Source organism: Halalkalibacter lacteus (genome assembly GCF_036663595.1).
Taxonomy (GTDB): Bacteria; Bacillota; Bacilli; order Bacillales; family Bacillaceae_D; genus Halalkalibacter; species Halalkalibacter lacteus.
In genome coordinates, this window is the sequence record NZ_JAWRVL010000129.1 from 1 (window position 1) to 307 (window position 307).

The 307-nt window shown below is 48.5% G+C and carries 1 tRNA gene; it reads left to right on the forward strand.

What is annotated here, in order from left to right:
- Window positions 1-78 precede the first annotated feature (78 nt).
- Window positions 79-151, forward strand: a tRNA-Thr gene (locus SAZ04_RS21785).
- Window positions 152-307 lie beyond the last annotated feature (156 nt).

The following is a 307-nucleotide window of genomic DNA, read 5'->3' on the forward strand; positions in this document are numbered from 1 at the left end:
TCAGTAGCTCAGTCGGTAGAGCAATGGACTGAAAATCCATGTGTCGGCGGTTCGATTCCGTCCTGAGCCACCATTTTTGCCGGCCTAGCTCAACTGGTAGAGCAACTGACTTGTAATCAGTAGGTTGGGGGTTCAAGTCCTCTGGCCGGCACTTTTGTAACTTTACCTAAAAAACCTCGTTCATATATTGACTTTTTGGAACATATTTTGTAATATAGGTAATGTGTTTTCGTGGAGGGGTAGCGAAGTGGCTAAACGCGGCGGACTGTAAATCCGCTCCCTCCGGGTTCGGCGGTTCGAATCCGTC